Source organism: Chloroflexota bacterium (genome assembly GCA_016235055.1).
Lineage (GTDB): Bacteria > Chloroflexota > Anaerolineae > JACRMK01 > JACRMK01 > JACRMK01.
In genome coordinates this window covers 1-24,810 of record JACRMK010000098.1, presented here as the reverse complement: position 1 = coordinate 24,810, position 24,810 = coordinate 1, and the positions used below count along the sequence as shown (strand labels likewise).

The window sequence follows — 24,810 nt, the reverse complement described above, 5'->3', positions numbered from 1 at the left end:
GCCTTTAGCTGCTCGTGCCGGGCGATTGTGAATCAACGAACTTATGCCAATCTTGTGCCAAAACCATTGACACCCCCCCATTTGTGATATGATATAGTCAGACCGTTGTTCCCATCAATGCCTGGCCGATTGTTCGTCTTGTGGCAGGAGGGCATGATGCGCAGGTTTCCCCGTTTTACGCCGTGGAGTTTGCCAATCGTCGCAAAGTTCGCTTCTCGATTGGCGCTCTAACGCGAACCGTCAGTGAGCACAGTCATGCATCACCGCGTTGGTATCGCGTTCATCCTTTTGATTTGCATTGCCGGTTGCAATGAACCGACAACGCCCAATCCACTGCCTTCTGCTATTCCTGTACCAACAGCCGCGCCTGTGCCTTTTCCGTCGCCCACTGCGATGGTGACATCTATTCCATTCGAGACTGCAATCAACTCTTCCATTGGTGGGGCCTACGGCATCACGGGCCAGTATGCCTCAAGCACTACCCCGGAGCTATTCCCGATCAGCGATTCCAAGCAATTGAACCAAGTATGGAAAGCGACGGTTGATGTCGCGCACGGAGAACAGATCCCTCCCCAGAATCCGTTAAGCCGTGTTGACTTCAACGATTCTATGGTTCTAGCATTCTTTCTGGGACCGCGGCCAAATTCAGGGTATCGGATTGAGATCAGAAAACTCTCAAAATCCACCTCTGTCGTTGAGATGGTCGTGGAGACTGCAGTTCCAACACCCCCCCTTGCCGCTGTGCTCAGTTCACCGTGCGTATTCATCACTATCAAAAGATCTGATTGGCCAGCACAGGGACGCATTATTGTCAAAGACGTCAACGGCACAACCTACGTAGACAAGACAGTGGGCCAGTGACTTTTTGTCGTGTGAACCTAAGCCAATGAATAGGAGGAAAAGTCATGAAAAACCTGCGGCGCTTATTGTTCGGATTGGCGATTCTGTTCGGAGCGGCGACGCTAATCACGACCGATCTAGCATACGCTCAATCGGGACCAGTGCTGACGTCGTCCGTAAAGACAGCGGCACGAGGATACACCGTCGGGTTGCTCGCGTCCGGTTTTCGCCCCCACGAGCGGGTCGTGTGGGAACTGAAACCACCTTCGGCTAGCGCCTATAAGCTTTTGTCTCAAACCACTGTGGCGTCGGAGGCCGATGACCAGGGACTTGTCAGCAATGGTTTCGGCGTAGCCCATGATGGAGAAAGCGGCACTTACTGGATAAGAATAAGAGGGGTGGCAAGTGGAGATGCTGCCATCTCCGTCATGGTGACTCAGGAAGTTGCGACGGTGGGCAAAGAACCGGCTGTGCGGCCGGAACCATTGCAGACGTTGCCATCGATGGAGAAACCGGCAGCACCCGTTCAGTCCGCTCCGACGAAAATCGTGCCCGGCATGGTAGGAATCAAGATCAAGCCGGGCGCGAATCTTGGGGCCATCTTGGCTCGCCACGGTCATAAGGATGGAGATGCCAGGTTGTTCTTTTTCGATTCACAAAATCCAAACCGCCCCTTTGATGACACCGCTAAAGCTGTCGGATTAGACCGCTGGTACTTGCTCACCGTGGCAGAAAGTACAGAGGCGATGAAGAGGGGCGAGCTTCAGAGAGACGCCGATATTGAAGCCGTAACTCTATTCTCAGCGGATTTGAGATCGAGCTATACCCCGACTGACCCGCTATGGCCGCAGCAATGGGCGCATCAGAAGATAAAAACGCCTGATGCGTGGGATATTCGGCAAGGACCAGGTGCCCGCGTTGCCGTTATTGACACCGGGGTAGATGGCTTGCATGGCGACCTTTGGGGATTGGTTGATGGGGGATGGGATTTCCGGTCGAACACGGCAATCGCAGCCAATGTAGATTCGGATTTTGATGGACATGGCACTGCCGTTGCTGGTGTTATCGCACCGTGGGCTAATAATGGGATGGGGGTGGCCGGGGTTGCTTTTGGAACACATATCGTGCCGTATGTTCACCAATATGAATCACAGACTATAAATGCGATATATAGGGCGATTGCAGATGGGGTGAGAATCATCAATATGAGCTTCGAAGGCTACCCGTACAATCCGTTGTTTATGGACGCCGTAGACTATGCTTGGAACAATGGCGCAACGCTCGTCGCTGCGACCGGTAACACGAACACGACTGACGTTACCTATCCGGCTGGCTATCAACACGTGATTGCGGTTACGGCTACAGATCAAAATGACAACAGGCCTTCGTTTGCTCGCTACGGGGGCTGGGTAAACATGGCTGCGCCGGGCGTCTCAATTTTGACTACTTGGCCAAATGCAAGGCAACCATTCCCCGGCCAAGACTGGGTTTCGATAAATGGAACTTCGTTCTCAGCGCCTGCGGTTGCCGCTGTTGCAGCACTCTTTAATGTAACGCCGGGACACGGCACTCAATACCACGACGCATACTACGCCGTGCAGGAGACTACCGATGCTCTGCCTGGATCGTGGACGATTCCCCCGGTCAATGGACGGTTGAATGCTGCGCGGGCTGTGGCCCTGCGAATCTTCTCCGGGTTTGAACCTGATCAGAACCGGGGTCTCGTGAACACTATGTACTACGGATGGAACGTAACAGGCTACAGCCCATCTTCTCCTCCCGAACTCGGCGCGCGCTCTTACGAGTTTGGAGTAAACCCAATCCGACCCAGCTATATGGAGATGATGGCTGGTACAGCTAATCAGTCGTATGCGGTCGCGTACTTCAAACTCTATGATGCGCTGGCGCTCGGAAACTGGACGATTCGCCCGGGCGATCACCTGCGGTATCACACATATTTCTATCAGCAGAATACGATGGCTGTAGACCTTGAGTTCACAGACGGAACGAATTTGAGAGATCTGGGCAAAGTCGACCAGAATGGCGTCAGCGTGCATCCAGCGCAGCGGTACGTCTATCCAACCGGTCAGTGGCTCTACTTTGACGTTGATTTGTCTAGCTTGGCCGGGAAGCGTATCAAGACGGTTATGGTTGCTTATGACAATGGGAACACACACACCACGGGGCAGTTCAGAGGCTATGTCGATCAGTTGAAAATAGGCTATTGACACAAGGCCTGACGAATTCGTTGTCAGTGAGACCGCCACGGCCTACGATCAACACAGTATGCACATGATAAGCCGCTGAGATGAATGCCAGCGGCTTTGTCATCGACACTTAAGTTGGCGATCCGAGGCTAGTGGACAGCAACTGGTTGACTCCCGCCGGGTCCACCCACGCGAGGCTGTCGACCATGACAGCGCACGCCCCGGCGGCGAGGAATGCCGTCACATCGGCGGGCGTGTGTACGCCGCCGCAGGCGATCAGCGGGGCGGCGAGGCCGGCCGCAGTGATCTGCCGCACGGCGCGCAGGGCGAGCGAGTGCACGAACGGCCCGTACAGGCCGCCTTCGACGATCTGGCCGCTGCGTGGATCGGTCACCACGCCCTGCGGCGAGCTGATTGCTACGAGTGCATCGGCGCCATACTCCACGGCGCGCGCCGCAAACACGGGATCGCCGTCGCGCAGGCGCGCCAGTATCGGTAGTTCGGTCACGGCGCGCAGTCCCTCCAGCCAGCCGAGCGACTCGGCGTCCGGCACGTCGAGCATGAGCGCGGCGATGCCGCCCGTCGCTTCGATTCGCCGCGCCAGTTCGCCGAGCGATGTGCGGCCGACGACGTGCGCGATGACTGGTATGCGGCTGCGCAGCCACGCGCCGCCGTAGCGCTCACGCAGGCGGTACCAGCCGGGGCTTGGCTCGCCGTGCGCCAGCAGCAGGCCGCCCGGCAGATTGATCATGCGCGGCGGCGGGTTGCCTTTGCGCGGGCGCAGCGAGACCGGGGCCGTTACGAGCGCGCCGAACCGCTCGATATCGATTAGCCGCGCCGTTTCGCCACTGTAGCCGATCGCGCCCGGACCGGCGATCAGCGGCCCGGCAATGACGCAGCCGTGCTTGCGTTGGGGAGCGAGTTCGATCATGCGCTCATGACCATATCACAGTTGCGACTTGGAAATGCCTCGATGAACTTGTCATGCTGAACGCGGAGGCAAAACCCACAGGATTCTGTGCGTCGTGCGCGTGAAGCATCTCAGTTGGCAATCAGCGGTGTCACCAGAGATCATGATTTAAGGTCCTTCGCGCGCATGCTTCCTTGAAAGGGCTTGATGTTGCCTTCGCGCTCAGGATGACGGCGATTGGGTCGGGCTTACCTATGGTCTTTTACTGCGACGTAGCCGGGTTGAAACCGTACAACGAACGCAGGTCGAAGACCGGGCCGTCCACGCAGGCCAGTTGCGTGCCGCGCGCGGTGCTGACCGCACAGCCGAGGCAGGCGCCGGTGCCGCAGGCTGCTTCCGGCATGACGAGCGCCTGCGCGAACCCGGCGGGCGTGGTGGATGGTACAATGGCGGTGCGCAGGGCGTCGTATAGCGCCGGCTCGCCTGCCGCGCAGACCTGATCGCACCAGCGCAGCAGTGCGGGCCACTGCGGCGCGAGTGAGGCGGCGATCTGGTACTCCACGTCGAGCGGGAGGAGAGCGCCGAGGAACGCCGAGAGATCGGCCGGGGCGTCGGGGTGCTCGACGAGCAGGGTGACGGCGATCTGCGCGCGAGTCGCCTCATGCGCCAGCGCGATGAGCGGCGCGAGGTGCGCCACTGAACCGGCCAGCAGCAGGCGGCGCGTGCTCGCTTCGAGCGTGAAGCCGTTGCCCACCGGGGCCAGCAGATCGAGCGTGGTCACGTCGCGCGCCAGCAGCGGGTCGCTCGCGGGGACGAGCAGCACGACGTCCAGATCGCGGCCGCGCACCAGCGGCGCATACGCGCGGCGCAGGTATGGGTCGAGCGTGCCCGGCACGCGCGCCAGGATCAACTGCCCGGGGCGCAACTCCGGCAGGCCATCGGCCGCCAGCGTCACGAGCCGCAGCCCGGCTGCCTCGGCCTGCGGCGTCAGGCGCGCCGTGAACTGCCGCACGCTACACCGAGCCGCCGCGCGCCATCGCGGCGATCCACATTTCGACGTACTGCTTCAACATGCGGCGGGTGCTGAACTGCGGCGCAACCGTGCGTATCGCCTCTTTCATTACCTTGAGCCAGTCGTGCGGCAGGCCGTCGGCATCGCGCCGGTAGTAGAGCGGCACGATCTGCTGCTCCAGCACGCGGTAGAGCGATTCGGCGTCCTGCGCATCCTGCGCGTCCTGCGCCGTGGCGCGTGCGTCGGCGCTCTCGATCGCCCAGCCGTTCGAGCCGTTATAGCCCTCAACCCACCAGCCGTCGAGGATGCTGGCGGTCGGGATGCCGTTCAGCGACGCTTTCATGCCGCTGGTGCCGCTCGCCTCGAGCGGGCGGCGCGGGTTGTTCAGCCAGACGTCGACGCCCGCGACGAGGAAGCGCGCGGTGAACATGTTGTACTCTTCGAGGAAGTGGATGCGCCCGCGCAGCCCCTCGGCCTGCGAATAACCGAAGACCTGCCGGATGAATTCCTGGCCCGGCATGTCAGCCGGGTGCGATTTGCCCGCGAAGATGATCTGCACCGGGCGCGCCGGGTCGTTCAGAATGCGCTTGAGGCGCTCGGCGTCGCGGAAGATCAGCGTGGCGCGCTTGTAGGTGGCGAAGCGGCGCGCAAACCCGATCGTCAGCATGTTGGTGTCGAGCAGCCGGTCGAAACCGGTGTCGGGTTGGCCCAGCCGCACGGCGCGTTGCCGCGCCGCCGCACGAATCAGTTCGACCAGTCGCGTGCGCCGCACGGTATGCGCCAGCCAGAGTTCGTCGTCGGGGATGCGGGCGACGGCCTCCCACAGCGCCGGCTCGTCGAGTTGCTCGTGCCAGCGCGCGCCGAGGTAGCGCGCGAACAGCGTGCCGATCTCCGGCGCGAGCCACGTGTCGCTGTGCACGCCGTTGGTGATCGAGCGGATCGGCACCCGGTCGGCGGGCACATTCGGCCAGACCCAGCCCCACATCTGGCGCGAGACTTCGCCGTGCAGGCGGCTGACGCCGTTGGCCGCGCTGGTCAGGCGCAGCGCCAGCACCGTCATGCTGAACTGCCCGTCGTGCATGCCGAGGTGCAGGAAGGCGTCGCGCGCGAGGCCAAGCTGCGGGATGATGTGCCCGAAATACTTGTCCATCAGCTCGGGCGCGAAGGCGTCGTTGCCGGCCGGCACCGGCGTGTGCGTGGTGAACAGTGTCTGCGCGCGCACCCGCTCGATGGCGGCTTGCGGCTCCACGCCGCTCTGCACCAGCTCGCGCAGCAGTTCGAGCGTGAGGAACGCGCCGTGCCCCTCGTTCAGGTGCCACGCGCTGGGGTTGATGCCGATCGCGCGCAGGGCGCGCGCCGCACCGAGGCCGAAGATCATCTCCTGCGCGATGCGCGTTTCCTGGTCGCCGTGGTAAAGCTGGGCGACGAGTTGGCGGTCGGCGAGCGAGTTCTGCTCGATGTCGGTGTCCATCATGATCAGCGCGATGCGCCCGACCTGCATGCGCCACAACTGCGCGTAGATGCTGCGGCCCGGCAGGTCGACCGCGATGGTCACGTGCTTGCCGTCGGCGTCGCGCACCGCCAGCGCGGGCAGTTCCGCGAAGTTCACCTTCTGTCGCACGGCAATCTGCCGGCCGTCGGCGTCGATCTGCTGCAGGAAGAAGCCCTGCGGGTACAGGAAGCCGACCGCGACGAACGGAAGGCCGAGATCGCTCGCCTCTTTGCAGGAGTCGCCGGCCAGCACGCCGAGACCGCCGGAGTAGATCGGCAGCGATTCGTGCAGGCCGAACTCGAAGGAGAGATAAGCGATCGGGTCCTCGGTGGCATAGGGGTACCGGCCGGAGAACCAAGTGGCGTGCTCGCCCATATACGCGTCGAACTGCTTCATCACGCGATCATACGCGGCCAGATAGACCGGGTCGGTGGCGGCCGCGGCCATCTGCTCGCCGGTCACCGCGCGCAGGACGCGAATCGGGTTATGCGTCGACTCGTCCCACAGTGCCGTGCTGAGCTGGGCGAAGAGCGTCTGCGCTTCGGGCTGCCAGGTCCACCAGAGGTTGTACGCCAGCTCGCCGAGCCGCCCGATGCGTGCCGGCAACTGCGCGATCACGCGCGCGGTGCGCTCGATATCGGCGGCCAGCGCCTGTTGCTGGCGCTGCCCGGCGAGTTTCTTGTCCAGCGCCCATCGATACACGTCGGCGTAACGTTGCGCCGGGCCGGTCCACGAGAGGTCAGAGGCCATACCGTTGCGCTGCAACTGTCGCCAGGCCACGCGGTGCTTGCGCGTCTCGATGGCGCGCACGACCGCCGTATACAGCGCCCAGGGGTCCATGTCGCGGAAGGTGAAGCCGTTGCCGGCGCCGGTGCGCGGGTTGAAGTCGGTGACGCTGTCGGCCAGGCCGCCCGTCTCGTGCACGACCGGCACGACGCCGAAGCGCAGCGCGATACGCTGGTTGGTGCCGGCCGCCTCGAAGCGCGACGGCATCAGGTAGATGTCGCTGCCGGCGAACAGCTTGAGCGACAGCGCCTCATTGAACGTCGGCGCATAGGCGACGCGGCCAGGATAGCGCTCCTGCAGGTTCGTGAAGTACGACTGCAGCGCGTCGTCGCCGGTGCCCATCAGCGCGCACTGCGCGCCGAGCGCCAGGATACGCTCGATCACGTCGCGCAACAGGTAAACGCCTTTCGGGTCGTTCAGGCGCGAGAGCATCGCCAGCAGCGGCGCCTCGGGGTCGATGTGCAGGCCCAGCGTGCGCTGTAGGTCGGCCTTGTTGGCGGCGCGGCGGTCGAGCGAGTCGGCGTCGTAGGTCTGCGCCAGCGTGGCGTCGGCGGCGGCGTTGAAGCGCGCGTAATCGATGCCGTTGCGGATGCCGAACAGGTGCTCCTGCCGCGAGTGCAGCACCGGGTCGAGTCCCTCGCCGTACTCGGGGGTGAGAATCTCGCGCGCGTAGCGCTCGCTGACGGTCGTGATCGCATCGGCGAAGTAGATGCCGCGCGCCATGAAGTCAACCGGGTACTCCGGGTCGGGCGTGACGTTGGGGTGCGCGACGAAGTCCTGCGCGGGCAGTCCGGCGATCTCCAGCACGCGCGTGCCGAACAGCCCTTTGTACGCCAGGTTGTGGATCGTGTAAACGCTGGCGGTGTTCTGGAAGAACGGGTCGTCGGCGTAGAGCGTCTTGAGCCAGTTCGGCACGATCGCCGTCTGCCAGTCGTGGCAATGCACGATGTCGGGGCGCCAGTTTAGCTGGCGGCACATCTCCAGCGCGGCACGGCAGAAGAAGATGAAGCGCTCGGCGTCGTCGGCGTACATGTAGATGCCGTCGCGGCGGTACAGGCGCGGGTTGTCCACGAAGTAGACCGGCACGTCGCCGATCGCGGACTGCGCGATCGATGCCTTGTCGCGCCGCCCGTCGAGCGGCACGTCAAACGCCGGCAGCACGTCGTGCAGATTGAACGAGGCGGCGGGAATGACGCTGTAACGCGGCATCGCCAGCCGCACGTCGATCTCGAGCGCCCTGAGCGCGGGCGGCAGCGAGCCGACCACGTCGGCGACGCCGCTGGTCTTGGCAAACGGGAAGATTTCCGAAGACAACATCAATACGTTCAGTGCCATAACATTCCGTCAATTCATAGAGCGCCCGGCGGCCTCGTCGGCGTTGGGGAGAGGCGACGCGTGATGGTGGATCATGCGCCACTCATCGCCGTTGCGCTGGAAAAGGTTGGTGGCCTGCATCGCGGCGGTCTGCCAGAGCGGTTCGCCCGGCATGGTGATGTTCTCGACGCACGTCACCCAGGCGAGGTCGCGCTCGACGTGGATCATAACCTGCGTGGGCAGGACCGGCAGCGGGCCGCGCGTCAGGATGCGCACCCAGGAGTCGCGCACCGCCTGCCAGCCGGTGACCTGCGCCGCGCCGGGGTGGACGCAGGCGACCCAGTCGGCATGCAACCAGACCTGGTCCAGCATGCGCATGTCCTGGCCGCGCAGAGCGCGGTAAAAGTTGCGGTTGGTTTCGGCAATGGCGGCGCGGTCATCCATAGGCATGGGGCGGCACGCGACAGCGGCCACCCGCGATTATAGCATGAAACGCGCCGCGCCTGGGGCTTTCTGCCGGGTTGCGGGTATCATAGCAGGACGAAACAACAGACAACACAAAGGCACAAAGCAGAAGATCGATCCGCGAATAACGCGAATGAACGCGAATAGCATGTGGATCGAACGGGGAAGGCACACATGACATCGCGCATGGCGACATCGGGTTGGACGACGCTGATCGTGGACGAGATTCCGGGGCGCATGGTCGGCAACGACGACGAGCCGCCCGGCCGCATCGTGCATATCGGCGCGTCCGGCGAAACGCTGCTGGACATCGGCACACTGAAGATGCCGTACGATGCCGCGCCGGCCGGCGATGGCACATGGTACGTCAATATCATCCGCGCGCGGGCGGTCTGGCGCGTCGCGGCGGACGGCACGGTCGTGGAGCGTTTTCCGGTCGGAGGCTATCCGTGCAGTCTGCAGCGCCTGCCGAACGGGCACCTGCTGGTCGCGGGCTGGGACGACGACGTGCCCGGCTTCGTGCGCGAGCTCGACGCGGCGGGGCGCGAGGTGTGGGCGCTGTTGCCGCTGCGCTGGCCGTGGAAAGCCGAGCGGCTGGCGAACGGCCGCACGCTGATCGCCGATGCCGGCACGAACCGGGTGTTCGAGGTGGACGCGGCCGGGCGCGAGGTGTGGGCCGTGGGTGGCCTCGGGCCGCAAACGCCCGCGCTGTTCGATGCGCTGGGACCGGTCTACTGCCAGCGGCTGGACGATGGCAACACGCTCGTCTCGATTCGCGCATTGAGCCGCGTGGTGGAGCTAAACTCGGCGGGGGAGATTGTGTGGGAGGTCGCGCCGGGCGTGGTGCGCAACCAGTACTCCGCCGTGCGCCTGGCGGGCGGGAATACGCTGATCGCGGACGGCGGGAACTACCGGGTCATCGAGATCGACCGCGATAGCCGCATCGTGTGGGAGGTGGGCGGCTTTGGCTACCCCGCCAAGGCGTACCGCTACCCCGTCGCGCCTTGAAGACGGGCCACCACAGAGACACAGAGGCACAGAGACAAACCAAGATTTCTTTGTGTCTCTGTGCCTCTGTGGTGAGTCTAGATTCGCGTTAGCCGGCGCGGAGGGCGCTCATCGTCTCTGCGTGATAGGCGAAGAGCGCGGGCATGCCGCCGGTGTGGATGAACATCACCGTCTCGTCCTTGCCGATCTTGCCGCTGCGGATATCGTGGATCATGCCGGCGGCGGCCTTGGCCGTGTAGACCGGATCGAGGATGACGCCCTCGGTCTCGGCGAACAGCCGGATCGCTTCTTGCGATTCCGGCGTCGGCACGCCGTAGGCCGGGCCGGTGAACTGGTCGTACACCTCGACGTCGGCGGCGCTGAACTTGGTCGGAGCGCCCAGCACCTGCGCGCCCTCGTTGGCGGTGCGCACCACGTTCTCGGTGACACCGGCCGCGTCGCGGCCCGGGCTGACGCCGATCAGCCGGTAGGGGGCGTGGTACAGCCGCTTGCCGAGCAGCAGCCCGCCCTGCGTGCCGCCGGAACCCGATGAGAAGTAGACGCGATCGACACTGATGCCGCGCTCGAACAGTTGGTTGGCGAGCTCGAGCACCAGGCTGACGTAGCCGAGCGTGCCGACGCCGTTCGAGCCGCCGACCGGCACGATATACGGCTTGCGGCCCTGCTGCCTCTCCTTCTCGGCCAACGCATTCATCTCCGCCAGCACCGCGTCCGCGCTTTCGGCTTCGCTGTGGACGATCTCGGCCTTGAGCAGGTAGTCGAGCAGGACGTTGCCCTGCGGCTCGTCGTGGTGCCCCGGCATGAAGAACAGCACGCAGCGCAGGCCGGCCTTGCGCGCGGCGGCGGCCGTCTGCCGGCAGTGGTTCGACTGCGGCGCGCCGGCGGTGTAGACGGAGTCGGCGCCTTTCTGCAGCGCATCGCCGATCAGGTACTCCAGCTTGCGCGTCTTGTTGCCGCCGAAGGCGAGCCCGGTCATGTCGTCGCGCTTGATCAGGATGCGCGGGCCGCCGAGCGCGGCCGACAAGCGCGACGCCTCATCCAGCGGCGTCGGGAGGTGCGCGATGCGCGCGCGGGGCATCTTCTCGATCATGGTGGTATGTCCTTTCGTACTGCTGTGGTGTGGGTACCTGGCACATGTGGTCGGTGAGTGATTTCGCGATGCATCACCAGAAATAGACAGGCGTATTGGCCACGGAATAGTAGCCGTGCTACATACCGTAGTCGCGCAGGACGTTACAGGAGTTCCAGAGACGTGGGACGATGGTGGAAGATGGGGTGGTCATGTTTTAGCTGGGCTCAGCCGAAACCCATCCCATCCAAATGCCGGTTGAATTTCGTCTTGTGACGACGTAGCTCGACACAATTGGGAGAGATAACAGTGGGATTGGCACGGTAGCAAATGGATTCTGAACGAACCACGCCCTTAGCGTATGTCGACGGAGTCTCGCAGCGTATTCTTTGCGAAACACAAGTGTGCCACTCACTGAGGTGTGATGAATCTCGGATCCGAAGAAATGCAATCCGGATCTATCAAATGTCTGCTCGATGACTTGCATAGTTTCGGCATTGATCACTGTTTGTTGTTTCCCGAACCAGGCCTCAACAACTTCTTCTGCCGTCAATTGCCAAGATTCGAGCAGAATGGCAACGACGTATGGATGACCCGCCTTACGCAAGTTCTGGTGCTGCCCCGCTTTCTTCTTTAGCGGATTTCGGATTACCTCGCCGCTGACCGTGCCCCGTGTAGTGGGCCCAACGGTCACGACCTGTGTCAATTCAGGCATCGGGTCTGCGAGCAACACCACTCGGTTGCCACCCGAGTCTTGGAACTGGATGGGCTGCGCTGGATAGTTGTCGAGCCAGTCCCTCACAGTACCGAGAAACTTCTCCTTTTCAAGGGCACCACTTCCTATAACCAGTCCCCTAACGCGAACAAGGAACGGACGCCTGATTGTACGCAGCGCTGACAAGATCTCACTTGTACGGATATCGTGCGTCTTCTCTGTAGCGGAGCGTATCACGGCGCGAGCCTCGAGCATTACGTTCTGTGTGCCGGCCGAAAAACGAAAATCGGGCGAGTCACCCTCGATATCTGGCTGGACTTCCACTGGACCCAATTCTTGCAGCAAGCCAAACAGCATTATTTCAAACCAAGCACCTAGATGCTTCCCATCATCAGGCGCTGTTAGGCTATTAACCCATTCTATGCGTTTCTCTTCGTCAACAAGTGCGGCCAGACGCTCGATATACTCTCGCTCGCCCGCGACGCTATCTGAGCGAGCCAGAAAGACGATCTTCGGAACGCGAAAATCCTCCTCGCCGCGATGCTTCTCGCAAAGTTGCCTAACTTCCGCTGTGTCAAAAATCATACGAAATGCCCTAGCCGCGAGTGAAGGTTACGCTTCCGTTGCTTCGATTGAGAGCAGTAATCCGCCAACCAGCGTCCAGCCATGCCCTCGCCTGCACGTGACTGCTTCCCTCGCTTGCATCACGCCACCATGCGTCGTAGTCATATGCTGAGCGCGGCAATTGGGCTTGCAGGATCTCCTCGATGCGTTTGAAACTCATTTCCACCCGTGATTTGCCGGCCGGTTGTGCCTTTAACCAACGATGCAGCGCAGCATACTTTCCACTGACGCTCATGCAGTCCTCCTTGTAATCCTCATGTGGGTGCAACAACGTTCGACCGGCAGTGATGCCTCTGCGCCTTCCCTCTTCCCCCCGTACCCTCTCCGGCAGCACGCTCGCCGGCCGACTCATCGAGGGGCATCGTCATGTCAACGTGCTTGCCGCCTCGTCTACTTCGGGCAGCCCATCGTGGCCGGGCGTTTGATGGCGCTGGTCAGCGACGAGCCGCTCCACAGGTTTTTCACGCCCGCCTGCACTTTGGCCGGGTCGGGCAACTGCACGGCCGCACCGCCCGGCGTGGTCCACGGCCGAACGACCCGCTCGTCGATCAGGAACCCGTACGCGTTCTTCACATCGACCTCCGCGCCGAGCCGCGCCAGCGCGACAATGGTCTGCGGCCTGCTGGGCGATGGTGGCAGCCTGCTGCGTGACCAGCTCCCGCAATTCAGCCATTTGCTTCGTCAACCTGTCCATCGTCATCACACAGCTACCATACACCATTCGTCAGCCAACGGCAATCCGACTTTTTTTCCGATGGACGCCCTGCGCTCAGGCCGTCTGGCCCGGTAAACAATTACGTAATTGGCGTATTCATTTGTGGATCGGGTTGACGCCACTTCAGACCGTCGCGCCCTCCGCGATGCACTTGTCCACGACCTGCGTGAGCAATTCGAGCGGCTGCGCACCAGTGACGAGGTATTTGCTGCCGATGATGAAGGCGGGCACGCCGCTCAAGCGATACATGAAGCCGAGCGCCAATTCCTGCTCGACGCGTGTCTTGTAATCGCGCGCCCGCAGCGCCTGGTCGAGCGCGGCGCCGTCCATGCCGGCAGCCTGCGCCAGTTCGACCAGCACGGCGCGATCGCTCAGGTCGCGGCCTTCGACGAAGTGGGCGCTGAACAGCAGCGGCACGTACTCCGCGTCACGACCGGCATCCTCCGCGAATTTGGCCGCTTCGAGCGCCAGCCGTGATTTGCTGTTCGCGTTGCGCGCGCCGAACTTGAGCCCGTACGTCTCGGCCATCGCGACGACGCGCGGCCAGCCGGCCGCCACTTTCTGCTTGTAGGCCGCCATGGCCTGCTGCTCCTCGGGCGTGTACTCGCGCTCCGGGCGCAGTTCGTATGACATCCACCGCACGCGCACATCGCGCGCCTGCTTTAAGCGTTCCAAACTGGAATGCGCCATGTAGCAGTACGGTCAGATAAAGTCGCTGAAGACCTGGATATCCACAGCCATAGATCATTATCCTCCGCGCGATATTATACCGTCATTTGTGCCGCCCGCCGCCGACTCGCCGCGCGGCAGCAACATCAGCAGGCCGAGCGGCCCCAGCGCCAGCAGCGCCATTGCCCACGGCAGGCCGTACTGCTCCGCCACCCAGCCGAGCACGCCGGGCACCAACCCGGCCAGCACGCCTGACAGCGCGGCCAGCGCCATCGCCAACCCGGAGCGCTCCGGCAGCACGCCGTACAGGTTCGCTTTGATGACTGCGTACCAGCCTGACGCCGCCAGCCCGACCGCGCCCAGCAGGACGTACTTGAGCCAGATCTCGGGCGCTGCGAGCCACGCCGCGTACAGCACGAGCGTGAGCGGCACGCTGGCGCGCAGGTACGTCAGTCCGCGCACGCGCTCCAGCAGGGGTATAAGCGCGACGTTGCCGGCCAGCCATTCGCCGGTCAGCACCGTCACCGCCAGCGCGCCCTGTGCCTCGTCCACACCGGCTACGTCCACGAAGTAGAGCGCGGTGAAGCCGAGCAGCGTGTCGCCCATCAAGTCGGCCAGTTCGAGGCATGCCAGCCAGCGCAGCACGCGCCGGTCGCGCACGGCGGTGCGCAGCGCCCGCAGGCCGTCACGCAGGCTGCCTGATGGTTCACCGCCGGTCCCGCCGCGCAGAGCGCGCTGCGGCCACAGCACAGCGACCATCCCGAGCGTGGCCATGGCGAATGCGAAGTAGAGCAGTCGCCAGTCGCCGCGCAGCGCCGCGACCGCCGACAACGCCAGCGAGCCGCCCAGCACGCCGAGCGAGCCGGCGACCGTCCAGCGCGCCATCATCGGCTCGCGCCGCGCGGGGTGCAGGTCCATCAGCGCGGCCTGTGAAAGGCTGACGAACGCGCCGCTCGACGGGTTGAGCAACACGAAACCGATCAGCAAGGCGATGAATGACTGCGCGCCGCCGACCAGCGCAAGCGCCAGCGCGAACCCGATACCGCCGCCGACGATGAGCACGCGCCGCTTTCCCGTATCGGCCAGCAGGCCGAGTGCCGGCTCGATCAGGTTAGCCAGCACAATCGGCACGCCGAGCAGCAGGCCGATCTGCTCATATGACAGGTGCAGATCGTCACGGATCAGCGGCAGCGCGGCGCCCTGCGCACCGAAGACCAACTCGTCGAGCAGCTCGACGGCCAGCAGGAGCACCGTCAGTCCAAGCGCAGGGCGCATGCGGCGGCGGTCCGGCTACTTCTTTGGGGCGACGGTGGCTGCGGCGGCCGCGGGCGTCGGGCGGTGATATTGGTTGGGGAAGAACTTCTTCGGGTCGAGCCACGTGCGGCCGTTGCCCTTGAGCAGGTCGTCGAGGCCGCCCTGCCAGATGGCGTAGTGCAGGTGACAGCCGCGCGTAAAGCCGGTCATGCCGATGAAGCCGACGACGTCGCCGGCTTTGGCCGACTTGTCAGAGACGTAGCTGGCGAGGTGCGCGTACACGGCGTACTTGTCCGGTTCGAACTGCTGGATGACGACCAGGCCGTGCCCGGTCGCGCCGTTGGCCACGCCGCCGTCCTTGCAGTTGCCGTACAGGCACCCGCGATAGACGACATCGCCGTCAAATGCGGCTTTGACGGCCGTCCCGCACGGCGCGCTCAGGTCTTCGCCGGTGTGCCACGGCTGGCCGTTGCCCGTGTTTCTGCCGTAGCTGGCGAACCAGGTGAACTTGTCGAGCGGATATCGCACGATCCCGTCGTACTGGTTGACCGTGACGGGGCCGCCGCGAAAGCGATCATAGTAGGCCATGACGGCCGGGACGTAACGGCGCGTCTCGGCCGGCAGGTACTGCACGTACTTGTCGAATTCGCCGGCCGGCACGCCCGCCTTGCGCGCCGCGCCGCGCACACCGGCGTAGCGAATGGTCGCGTTGTTGACGGCGTCGGCGTCCGGCAGGCCGGGCCCGGCGTTGTAAGCGGCCAGCGCCACGCGCACATCCTGAAACATTTGCAGGTTCCGGGCCAGGATGGCGACGCCGCGGTCCACGTTCGTCGTCGGCTCGAACGGACCGTTGAGGACCTGCATCAGGCCGTTCGCGCCCGCGGACGAGCGCGAGTCGGGATTACCGCCCGACTCCTGCATCATGACGGCCGCAACCAGGAACGGATCGACGTCGTACTGGTTGGACGACGCTTCGATCAGTCCCCACCACTGTGTGATTGACGCCGGGACGCGCTCCGGCGGCATCGAGTCGAGGTTAATGACCCCCGAGCCGAGCAGCGAGAGCACAAGCAGCAGAATGACCAGGCAAGCGAACAGAAGACGCATCCCAACCTCATACGCAGAACTACGCATCAATTATAGCATCGCAATGCAGCCCGCAGGGCTTTTCAAATGTCTGGTGATTACGCGCCCGCATCCGCACCTGTGCCGCGGGGCATACGCCGGAAGAAGCTAATCCCCTCTCCTGCGACGCCGTTATTGCGTCGCGGGAGAGGGTTAGGGAGAGGGAACGTCGATTTTGGAAAAAGCCCAGATGCAGCCCGCCAACGAGGCGGTGTGTAAGCGTCTATCACTGATAACGCGAATGATGGAGAGTCATTCTGCTTTAATTCGGCGACGCTACCCTTTTCTACCACATAGCACAGTAGATCGCAGATTCGAGATCCTTCGCGCGCGCAACGTCGAAGGCCTATAGCGCTTGGCCTTCGCGCTCAGGACGACAATGCCGGTGGACCCAGAGCGAAACTTGATGAGTGCCTGTTGCGCGGAGGCGCGAAAAAACGCGTATGCATCCACGGGTTCGGATTCGTGGCGATTCGCATAATTCGCGGATGATGAAGGGCCTGGTTGCGGTGATCTGTACTACCGGCATGCGCTGACGAACGCGCGGAAGATGCCGTGCATCGGCGGCTGCTCGTCGAGCAACTGCTCCGGGTGGAACTGCATGCCGAGCACGAACACGCCGGGATCGGTCGCCTCAATCGCCTCGGTCAGGCGGTCGGCAGCCTGCGCGGTGGCGTGCAGCCCGGCGCCGATGGCCTTGACGGCCTGATGGTGTCCGCTATTGACGGTCGCCGTGGCGCCGCCCAGCGCGCGGGCCAGCCGCGAGCCTTCGACAATCGCAATCGGGTGCGGTGCGTTCTCCGGCTCGCCGTTGACCAGCCGCCGGTGCGGGATCGGGTCGGGATACTGCGCTTCGACGTCCTGGTACAGCGTGCCGCCTGCCGCCACGTTGAGCACTTGCACGCCCCGGCAGATGGCGAGGATCGGCTTGCGCTCGGCCAGCGCCCAGCGCGCGATCTTCAACTCGGCGGCGTCGCGCAGCGGGTCGATCTCGCCGCAGAACGTCTCCATGGCCTCGCCGTACTCGTTGGGGTGCACGTCCACGCCGCCGGTCAGCAGCAACCCGTCGAGTTTATCGTAGATGCCGCGCAGGGCGTCGCCGCTCAGATCGAGCGGGATGAAGAGCAGCGCCCCGCCGTTCTGCACCAGCGCACGATTGTACGTCGGCATGCCGACCAGGTCCATGTCGCGCGTGCCGTCGCCCCACGTGCTGAAGCGGGCGAAGGCCGGGCTGCCGATCAGCGGCGCGCTCACCGGGCCTCCGCGCTGCAGGCGTTCACGAAATCGCGAAAGATGCCGTTCATGCGCGGCTCGTCGTCGATCATCAGTTCCGGGTGGAACTGCACGGCGAGGATGTAGCGCTCGTCGGCGACGGCGGTCACGGCCTCGACCAGTTGGTCGGCGGCGCGAGCGATCACCTGCAGGCCGTCGCCGACATCCTTAACTGCCTGGTGGTGGCCGCTGTTGACGATGGCGGTCGTCGCGCCGATCGCCTTCGCCAGCCGCGAGCCTTCGTCGATCGCGATCGGGTGCGGCGCGTTGATCGGCATGCCGTTCGCGCCGCGGATGCGGTGCTGGATCGGGTCGGGGTACTCGGTGTCGACGTCCTGGTACAGCGTGCCACCGGTGGCGACGTTGATCATCTGCAGGCCGCGGCAGATGCCGAGCAGCGGCTTGCGCTCGTCGAGCGCCCAGCGCGCGATCTTGAGCTCGGTCGCGTCGCGCAGCGAATCGGGCGCACCGCAGTGCGGCTGGGCGCTTTCGCCGTAGGTGGCCGGGTGCATGTCGTCGCCGCCGGCCAGCAGCACGCCGTCCACGCGGTCGTAGAGGGTGCGCAGCGCCTCGTCGCTCAGGTTGAGCGGGATCAGCATCGGCACGCCGCCGTTGCGGTCGACCGCGCGGCTATACGCGGCGACGACGTCATACACGACGCGCGCCCAGTAGTGCTCGGTGAGGGTGGTTGCGGTTGGAATGCCGATGAGGGGGCGGGTCATGGCTGTCTCACTGGCACGCGCCGATGAAATCGCGGAAGATGCCGTGCGCGCGCGCGTCGTCATCCACCATCATTTCGGGGTGGAACTGCACACCGAGCACATAGACGCTCGGATCATCGCCCTCGACCGCTTCGACGATCTGGTCGGATGCGCGCGCCGTGATGTGCATGTAGTCGGGCACGTGCTTGAGCGCCTGGTGATGGTACGAGTTCGTAACCCACGTCGTCGTGCCGACCGCGTGGGCCAGCCGCGAGCCGGGTGCGATGGCGATGGTGTGCGGCGCCTCGGTTTCAAGATGCGAGACGCTGCGGTGCGCGATCGGGTCCGGGTGCTGGCTCTCGATGTCCTGGTGCAGCGAGCCGCCCGACGCGACGTTCAACATCTGCACGCCGCGGCAGATGGCGAGTACCGGTTTCTTGTCGGCCAGCGCCCAGCGCGTGACCGTCAGCTCGGTCGCATCGCGCAGCGGATCGATTTCGCCGCAGAACGACTCGACCTCCTCGCCGTAGTGCTGCGGGTGCACGTCCACGCCGCCCGAGAGCAGCAGGCCGTCGAGCTTGGTGTAAATCTCGCGCAGCGACTGCTCGTCGAGCTCAAGCGGGATGAACACGGGCAGGCCGCCGTTCAGATCGAGCGCGCGGCTGTAGGTGCTGGTGCCGGAGTAGTTCAGCCGCCTCCGCTGCGGGTCGTTGATATTGCTATACATTGGGATGCCAATGAGCGGTCGAGACACTGCCAGTTCCTCCGAATGCGAAATGGGTATGATAGAGCGCGCCGGTACGGTCAGGACGACAGCGCGCGGGTGCGGGCCGCGGCCAGATCGGGCCGCACCAGCACGATCTCGTGCTCGGCGCTCTGCCCGCGCAGGCTGACCGGCGGGAAGTCGTCGAAGAGCACGCCGCCGGGCGCGCCCGGCAGCCGGTCGAGCACGCTGCGCGACATGAGTATTTCGCCGCGATGCGCGTGCTCGCTCAACTGCCGCGCGATGCTCACGGCGTCGCCGACGACGGTGTAATCCTGGTGCTGGGGCGAGCCGATGCTGCCGGCGATGACCATGCCGTGGCCGATGCCGGCCGCGAAACCGAGATCGGCGCCAAACGCCTGCTCCCAGTCCAGTCCCAGTTGCGCGAATGCGTTTTGCATGTCGGTCACGCAGGCGACCGCCTGTGCCGCGTCGTCGGGGCCGGCCAGCGGCCAGCCGAAGACGGCCAGCAGGCTTTCGCCGTCGAACTTATCGATCGTGCCGCCGTGCTGCAGGACGATTTCACTCATCGTCTCGAAATAGCGGTTGAGCACGTCGCGGATGAGCGCCTCCGGCACCACCTGGTTCAAAAGCGTTTCGAAGCCGCGCAGGCCGCCGTGCAGCGCGATCACTTCGCGCACTTCCGGCGCCGCCAGCGCGTCGGGTCCGGCGCGCAGCAACTGCTCCGCCACGGCCGGCGGCACGTAGCGCTCGTACGTCGCGCGCAACTGCTCCAGTTCGCTCTGCTCCGTCTCGTGACGAACGCGCTCCAACTCCTTCAGCTGGGTGATGTCGTGCAGGATCGCCACGTGGCCGATCTCCGGCGCGGGCGAGACGGTCGCCGTGAGCACTTTGCCGCGCGCGCCCGGCATCTCCAGCCCCAGCGGCTTGCCCTGCGCTTTGGCGCGCGACAGCAATTGGATCAGCGCGTTGTTGACGCTGGAGGGCAGCAGTGCGTGGCCGGGCGCGATTTCGGTGTCGAGCATCTCGCGCGCCGCCGGGTTGGCCAGCGCCACGTCGCCGCGCCCATCGAAGACGACAATGCCGTCGGTGGTGGAGTTGATGACGGCCTGCAGTTGGTCCTGCGCGCTCTTGACCTGGCTGAACAGCCGCGCATTCTGGAGGCTGATCGCTGCGTAGTCGGCGATCGCCGCCAGCAGCCGCGCATCGTTGTCGCCGAACGGCCGGTTGGCCTGCGTGCGATCCACGGCCAGTACGCCGATCGCGCGCCCTTTGGCAATGATCGGTGCGGCCAGGAACGCGGCCGGGGGCGGTGCGTCGCGGCCGTACGGCTCCTGGCTGACCTGCGCGCCGGCCAGCATCAAGGGCTGGCTCAACTTGAGCGCGCCCGCCACGATGCTGGACAGCGGCGCGGTCGTGCCTTCCAGTCGCGCAGGGAAGCCGGCCGCCGCGCTAAAGCGAAGGCTGCCGTCCTCGGCCAGCAGGAACGCGCCGCGCGCGCCGCCGCACACGTACACGGCGGCTTCGACGATGCGCTTCATCAGCACCGGCGGCTCCAGCAGCGCGCTGACCGCCTGGCCCACGCGCCCCAGCACCGCCATCTCCTGCATGCGGCGCTCCATCGCCTGGTTGGCGGCGGCGAGGTTGCGCGTGAGCGTCTCTTTTTCGCGGCGCAGGCGCGTCTCGGCCAGTGCGCGTTCGATGACCCGCAGCACGACATCGACCTCGAACGGCTTGGGGATGTAGTCCTTGACGCCGAGCCGGAACGCCTCGATGGCGATCGTCTCGGAGCCGTGCGCGGTCATCATTACGACCGGGATATCGACCTTGTACTGCGACAGCAGTTGCAAGATCTCAAGGCCGGACATGCGCGGCATCTGCATGTCCGTGAGGATCAGATCGGGTTTTTCCTTGCCCAGCAGTTCGAGCCCGGTGCGCCCGTCGGCCGCGCCGACAAAGACATAGCCTTCGCTGGTCAGTACTTTGGCGATGACCTCGCGAATCTGCTGGGAGTCGTCAATAACGAGGATTTTTTCCTGGGCCATATGCCACCTATGCCGACATTATACTAGCAACTAGTTGCTAGTCGCTAGTCGCTAGTTGCTAATGATGGTGCCTTCCTCATTATCGTCGCTAATAAGGCATTGGCGCAATAGGCCTTCGGTCTCCCCGGAGATGATCTGGGCGCGCGCGCCCGGCACGGCCTCCACCAGCGCCGCCATCAGCGCAACTTTGGTCAGCATGCCGCCGGTGACGTCGATGCCGTGGCTGCCGCCGAGCATGGCGCGCACGGCCGGGAGCGTGGCCGGCGTGACGCGCGCGATGCGCTGCGCCGTTGGGTCGCGCAGGGGATCCGACGTATGCACGCCATTGACCTGGCCGACGAGCAGGATGCGCGCCGGGTGCAGCCGCCGCGCCAGAAAGTCGAAGATCATCTCGGTCGAGGCGATGCAGCCGCCGCGCCGCAAGTCGAACGCCACATCACCGAAGACGAGCGGCACCAGTCCGTACTGCAGTGCGATCTCAAGCGGGTGCGTGGCCAGTTCCACCAGCCGCCCGTCGTCGCAGACGGCCGAGGCGGCCGGCTGCAGCGCGGCGACCGGCAGCCCGGCGTCGAGCGCGATATCGGCGACGATGCGGTTGAGCCGCGCCGCCGCCGCGCCCGTTTCCACATAGCCGGTGGCGCCGCCGCTGCCGAAGCGCGAGCGCACGGCCGCCACATGCCCGAACGACCCGCTGCCGTGCGCCAGCACCAGTCGCAAGTCGGGCCGCGCCCGCAGCGCGCCGGCGATCTCAAGCATGCACCGGCGGATCTGATCGGGTCGAGCCGCTTCCGGCTTGGTCTTGTCGGTCAGCAGCGATCCGCCGAGTTTCAGAAATACGAGCGTGGTCACGTGTGATGTCAGTTGGTCGGCGGCGGATCGATGCGCGACTTGAGCGCGGTCTGGGTCGCCGCGGGCAGGTTCGTAAAGAACTTGTAACCGGTAACCGATTCAATCGACGCGACGGTGACGCGATACTGGTCCCAATCGCCCAGCTTCGCGTTCTTGTCGTTGGGGACGCGCACGGCGATGACCGGCGTGCTCGTCGTGATTCCCGAAATGTTGCCGTCCCTGGCGGCCACGACGATCACCTTCCATGTGAAGGCCGGCACCGTCAATTTGTTCTTCAGCTTCTCGATCGCGCCATCGCTGCCGGCGGTGATATACAGCACGTGCCCCTTGCCGACGAGCGAGCGCGAGTAGGACTCCAGGTGCTCCCAGGTTACGCGGTTGTTGTCCGGCGCCTGCGGCACAATGTTGGTCATGATGAACGTGGCGTCGTTGTCATCCTGGGTCGCCGTGCGGTCGGCCGACGGGCACATGTGGCCGCGATCGTAGCCGGAGCCGGTGTAGTCGTCGGTCGTGATGCGCAGCCAGCCGCTCGGCAGGCTCGTATCGGAGACAAACTCATTGCTGCGCTGCGCGGGGCCTATGTCGTTCGGCGCCAGTTGCCAGCTCACCCAGTTGGGGATGGCGCGATCGCGATTGTACGACAGGGCGTACTGCGGCCGCTCGATCAGGTAGTTGTTCGGCTGGGTCGCGTCGTGTACGGCATTGCTTGGGTTGCCCAGCGCCAGGTTCCGGGTGCCGCTTGTTCCCGGCTGGCTCGTGGCGCCGGGTGCGCTCGTCGCCACGGGGCGGCCGGTCGGCTCGGGAACGGGCGGCGGATTCGTGTCTGAGCCGTTTGGGAAGAGTATGCCAATGATGATAATGATGATCGCGGCGCCGATCAGCGAACCGACTCGTTTGATAGTCGTAGCGAGATCCATAGCTATGTATCCCTGTGTACTGGAATAGGACAAACGCCGGGCTGCTGTTTACGTCTCAACAACCGTCGTGCGCAGGCCGGCCAGCGTTCCGTCGGGAAGCCGGCCGACGATGAAGACGGGCATTTCCACGCGGCCGAGCTTGTAGACGGCTACGCCGCTCAGGTGCTGGCGCAGCAGGTCGACTAATTTGCGGTAGCGGGCCGTGCGTGCCTGGGCTTCCGGCGTGGCGCCCTCGCGCAATCGGAGCATCGGCGCGAAGAACGCGTCGGCCTCAACCTGCGCGACCGGCGTATCGTCGGGCAGTCCGGCCAGTTTGCACAGGCTTTGCGGCGAGACCGGCGCGGGATCGGTCCAGGCCAACGGGGTCAACGGGTAGTCGGACTCGCTGGAAAAGAGCAGACCGTCGGCGGCTTTGGAAATCAGCGCCATCGGGTCGCCTGGCGAGCGCTGAAAAAGTACGCGCACTTTGCTCATAAGTTGGGTGATGTTCATGGCAATACCGGCCGCGCTCAACAGGTTGCCGTTGCGGACGGCATCAAAACAGGGACTCCGCCGCGCGGCGGGCGGCGCCGCCAACGCCGGCGGTGAGCACCGTGTGCACGCCGGGCAATACATGCAGGCGCTGTGCCGTCTCCGCAGCCGATTGTTCGGTGGTTATCACAATCACATTGGGGCCGGCATCGATCGTGAAGTAGCATTCCAGCCCGCCGGCCCGCCATGCGCGCACCGCGTGCATGACGGCGACCGTCTCGGGCGTCCAGTACAGCAGCGACGGCGCGGATGTCAGCATGACCGCATGCATCGACAGGCAGTCGGCTTCGGCGATCGAGCCGACCGCATGAAAGGCGCGCTGCATGAGCGATTCCCGCATCTGCGGGATGTCCTCTTCAACCTGCACGAGCCGCGCAGCATACAGCGGGCTGGTGTGCGCCAACCGGTGCCCTTCGGTCGATCCCACCGGCTTCTCGCCGTGCGAAACCACGGCCACCGCAAAGCGCAACGGCCAGTGTTCCGGCGGCGCGATCGTCTCGGCGAACGAGCCGGCATCCGTGTCGGCGGCGTACCACTCGACAAATCCGCCCGGCACGGAGCGCGCCGCCGAACCGGAGCCGCGCCGCGCCAGCCGGCTCAACTCGCGTTCCGGCAGATCGAGTCCCAGCGCCCATGCGGCGGCGCAGGTCAGCGCGGCGAAACCCGACGCCGACGACGCGATGCCGGCGCCCATCGGGAAGTTGTTGCGCGAGACCACGCGCGCGCGCGCCGCCGAGCCGGCCAACCTGCGCAGCAGGTCGAGGTGGTGGATGGTGCGCTCCCGGGCCGCGCCGCTGACCGCGCCGCCGTCGATCTCAATCTCGTCGGCAGGCTGTCCGTCCGCAAATTCGACCGTCGTCGTGGTGTATACACTGTCGAGCGCGAACCCGATCGAGTTCGTCATCGGCAGCCGCAGGGTGTCGTTGCGATTGCCCCAGTACTTGATGAGGGCGATGTTGCTAAAAGCGACACACGTTGCTTTCCGATCTTGCATGAGACATACACCACTTTCTCGTTGTTTTCGATGGCGAGTTTACCACGCACGTCCATGAGGTCAAAATATCGACGCTTGTCTTCGAAGGTCGCGTTATCAAGTCCTACACGAACTTCCTCGCAGAACGCTTTCAGCGATTCCACCTGTTCATCCGTGATAGCTACCGTTTGCATCTGGGCGGCGGCATCCGCGTGCTCACGTTTCAGATCCGCTACGGCTTTCTCAAGTCGCAGTTTGCGCTCAGTCAATAGCTCTTTCGCGAACTCACCGTTCAGGTACAAATCTAGCAACTTGGCCAATTGAGCCTCGGAGTCGCTCAATTGCGATTCGATGATCGCCAAGCGCTCCCGCAGTGGCCCATTGCGGGATTCTGATTCCGCCTGGGCTGCGTGCAGACCCTCGGTAACATGCTGCGGGTTCTGCAAGAGGTCTTGTAGTGACCCCCAAAAACTGGACACAAAAACGGCGGTTGAAACGGAACCTTCAGGCCGCAGCTTGTTGCGTTCGCCACTGGCTCTCGAACTCTGCCGGCGTTAGGTAACCCAAGGCGGAGTGGATGCGCTTGTGCATGT

Annotated in this window: 23 protein-coding genes; 3 read left to right on the top strand and 20 right to left on the bottom strand. The window is 64.3% G+C overall.

The genetic code is table 11. The features are described from left to right. Positions 1-255 precede the first annotated feature (255 nt). Together HZB53_22320 and HZB53_22315 are read left to right on the top strand one after the other, a co-directional pair. Positions 256-861 (top strand): protease complex subunit PrcB family protein, encoded by a 606-nt coding sequence (locus tag HZB53_22320; protein ID MBI5880397.1) that lies wholly within the window; start codon positions 256-258, stop codon positions 859-861. Between the two features lie 44 nt (positions 862-905). Further along, positions 906-3,068 (top strand): S8 family serine peptidase, encoded by a 2,163-nt coding sequence (locus HZB53_22315; protein MBI5880396.1) that lies wholly within the window; start codon positions 906-908, stop codon positions 3,066-3,068. 109 nt (positions 3,069-3,177) lie between these two features. On the opposite strand, the gene HZB53_22310 is transcribed toward HZB53_22315, so the two are convergent. The 4 genes from HZB53_22310 to HZB53_22295 form a co-directional block, all read right to left on the bottom strand. Next, entirely contained in the window at positions 3,178-3,978 is an 801-nt protein-coding gene (locus HZB53_22310; GenBank protein ID MBI5880395.1) for a hypothetical protein, read from the bottom strand. 241 nt (positions 3,979-4,219) lie between these two features. Beyond that, a complete protein-coding gene (locus tag HZB53_22305; GenBank protein MBI5880394.1) occupies positions 4,220-4,969 on the bottom strand; it encodes a hypothetical protein in 750 nt (249 codons plus the stop codon). Position 4,970: 1 nt separating this feature from the next. Then, entirely contained in the window at positions 4,971-7,211 is a 2,241-nt protein-coding gene (gene glgP / locus HZB53_22300; protein ID MBI5880393.1) for an alpha-glucan family phosphorylase, read from the bottom strand. Positions 7,212-8,591: 1,380 nt separating this feature from the next. Continuing rightward, positions 8,592-9,011: a nuclear transport factor 2 family protein gene (locus tag HZB53_22295; protein MBI5880392.1), complete on the bottom strand. Its 420-nt coding sequence runs from the start codon at positions 9,009-9,011 to the stop codon at positions 8,592-8,594. A 189-nt stretch (positions 9,012-9,200) separates the two neighbouring features. Between HZB53_22295 and HZB53_22290 the strand changes: the two genes are divergently transcribed. Further along, positions 9,201-10,034, top strand: coding sequence for a hypothetical protein (locus tag HZB53_22290; protein ID MBI5880391.1), 834 nt, complete (start codon positions 9,201-9,203; stop codon positions 10,032-10,034). An 88-nt stretch (positions 10,035-10,122) separates the two neighbouring features. Here the strand turns inward: HZB53_22290 and HZB53_22285 are convergent, their stop codons facing one another. From HZB53_22285 to HZB53_22210, 16 genes are all read right to left on the bottom strand, one after another. Continuing rightward, on the bottom strand, positions 10,123-11,124 hold the full coding sequence (locus HZB53_22285; GenBank protein MBI5880390.1) for a D-cysteine desulfhydrase family protein: 1,002 nt from the start codon (positions 11,122-11,124) through the stop codon (positions 10,123-10,125). A 196-nt stretch (positions 11,125-11,320) separates the two neighbouring features. Further along, the gene (locus tag HZB53_22280) at positions 11,321-12,403 is read right to left on the bottom strand and encodes a hypothetical protein (GenBank protein MBI5880389.1); all 1,083 of its coding nucleotides are present in this window, start codon (positions 12,401-12,403) and stop codon (positions 11,321-11,323) included. A gap of 10 nt (positions 12,404-12,413) precedes the next feature. Further along, positions 12,414-12,677, bottom strand: a complete 264-nt coding sequence (locus HZB53_22275) for a hypothetical protein (GenBank protein ID MBI5880388.1) — start codon at positions 12,675-12,677, stop codon at positions 12,414-12,416. Between the two features lie 155 nt (positions 12,678-12,832). Next, complete coding sequence (locus HZB53_22270) at positions 12,833-13,015, bottom strand: hypothetical protein (protein MBI5880387.1); 183 nt, start codon at positions 13,013-13,015, stop codon at positions 12,833-12,835. Positions 13,016-13,280: 265 nt separating this feature from the next. After that, entirely contained in the window at positions 13,281-13,832 is a 552-nt protein-coding gene (locus HZB53_22265; GenBank protein ID MBI5880386.1) for a DsbA family protein, read from the bottom strand. Between the two features lie 72 nt (positions 13,833-13,904). Continuing rightward, positions 13,905-15,101 (bottom strand): MFS transporter, encoded by a 1,197-nt coding sequence (locus HZB53_22260; GenBank protein ID MBI5880385.1) that lies wholly within the window; start codon positions 15,099-15,101, stop codon positions 13,905-13,907. A gap of 15 nt (positions 15,102-15,116) precedes the next feature. Further along, complete coding sequence (locus HZB53_22255) at positions 15,117-16,187, bottom strand: M23 family metallopeptidase (GenBank protein MBI5880384.1); 1,071 nt, start codon at positions 16,185-16,187, stop codon at positions 15,117-15,119. A gap of 537 nt (positions 16,188-16,724) precedes the next feature. Further along, positions 16,725-17,459 carry a gamma-glutamyl-gamma-aminobutyrate hydrolase family protein gene (locus HZB53_22250; protein MBI5880383.1) on the bottom strand — a complete coding sequence of 245 codons (735 nt, stop codon included), beginning with the start codon at positions 17,457-17,459 and terminating at the stop codon, positions 16,725-16,727. Then, complete coding sequence (locus HZB53_22245; protein ID MBI5880382.1) at positions 17,456-18,199, bottom strand: gamma-glutamyl-gamma-aminobutyrate hydrolase family protein; 744 nt, start codon at positions 18,197-18,199, stop codon at positions 17,456-17,458. Before HZB53_22245 ends, HZB53_22250 begins: the two co-directional genes overlap by 4 nt. A gap of 7 nt (positions 18,200-18,206) precedes the next feature. Further along, positions 18,207-18,932, bottom strand: coding sequence for a gamma-glutamyl-gamma-aminobutyrate hydrolase family protein (locus tag HZB53_22240; GenBank protein ID MBI5880381.1), 726 nt, complete (start codon positions 18,930-18,932; stop codon positions 18,207-18,209). Between the two features lie 50 nt (positions 18,933-18,982). Further along, positions 18,983-20,947 carry a response regulator gene (locus HZB53_22235; GenBank protein MBI5880380.1) on the bottom strand — a complete coding sequence of 655 codons (1,965 nt, stop codon included), beginning with the start codon at positions 20,945-20,947 and terminating at the stop codon, positions 18,983-18,985. A gap of 51 nt (positions 20,948-20,998) precedes the next feature. Beyond that, complete coding sequence (locus HZB53_22230; GenBank protein ID MBI5880379.1) at positions 20,999-21,796, bottom strand: uridylate kinase; 798 nt, start codon at positions 21,794-21,796, stop codon at positions 20,999-21,001. 8 nt (positions 21,797-21,804) lie between these two features. After that, a complete protein-coding gene (locus HZB53_22225; GenBank protein ID MBI5880378.1) occupies positions 21,805-22,713 on the bottom strand; it encodes a DNA/RNA non-specific endonuclease in 909 nt (302 codons plus the stop codon). A 48-nt stretch (positions 22,714-22,761) separates the two neighbouring features. Next, a complete protein-coding gene (locus HZB53_22220; protein MBI5880377.1) occupies positions 22,762-23,205 on the bottom strand; it encodes a nuclease A inhibitor family protein in 444 nt (147 codons plus the stop codon). A gap of 43 nt (positions 23,206-23,248) precedes the next feature. Next, positions 23,249-24,238 carry a diphosphomevalonate decarboxylase gene (gene mvaD, locus HZB53_22215; protein ID MBI5880376.1) on the bottom strand — a complete coding sequence of 330 codons (990 nt, stop codon included), beginning with the start codon at positions 24,236-24,238 and terminating at the stop codon, positions 23,249-23,251. Next, positions 24,145-24,663, bottom strand: a complete 519-nt coding sequence (locus HZB53_22210; protein MBI5880375.1) for a hypothetical protein — start codon at positions 24,661-24,663, stop codon at positions 24,145-24,147. The genes mvaD and HZB53_22210 overlap by 94 nt, the downstream gene beginning before the upstream one ends. Positions 24,664-24,810 lie beyond the last annotated feature (147 nt).